This window comes from Bacillus sp. LR--39, from assembly GCF_053613335.1.
In genome coordinates, this window is record NZ_JBSIOT010001709.1 from 1 (window position 1) to 501 (window position 501).

At 41.1% G+C, this 501-nt stretch carries 1 protein-coding gene; it reads right to left on the minus strand.

Translation table 11 applies throughout. The features are described 5' to 3' along the window. Nucleotides 1-221 (minus strand): DUF4257 domain-containing protein (locus tag ACWHAR_RS32695; RefSeq protein WP_452089125.1); only part of this gene is annotated, 221 nt, incomplete at its 3' end. Nucleotides 222-501: the final 280 nt, after the last annotated feature.

Genomic DNA, 501 nt, shown 5'->3' on the forward strand with positions numbered 1-501 from the left:
ATGTATAAGATGACAAGTTGAATTCCTGAATCGGGGTCAGCGGATAATACAAGTAAAATGGAAGCCGTCATGCCGATAAACCAATCTTCCAAAAATCCAAGGTAGATAAACCGCTTCGTCATTCTGGGCTTCTCCAGCCTGCCTCTCTTTTTCACATGACCGAGAATCCCCATGATTCCTCCAATTACACAAGCAATGAGTACCTGATGCAGCATCTTCATCATCACCTTCCTAAAGCCCTTATTTCGTAAAGCGACTTCAGGCCATCCAGCCCCCTTAAACGATTCCGATGATTTTCGATATCTACATACCGGCAAATCTGTAAAAAGCTTGTTTCTTCCATTATATGTGAACACATGATCGGTAAGCTTGATGCATTGGATTCATTTTTCACCCAGTGACATTGACCTAGTCACCTATTTAGCATGTAGAAAACCTTTCCGTTCATATGTTCAAATTCTGTTCTTATTTTTAGTGTATACGAGGACAAGCCCTAATGAC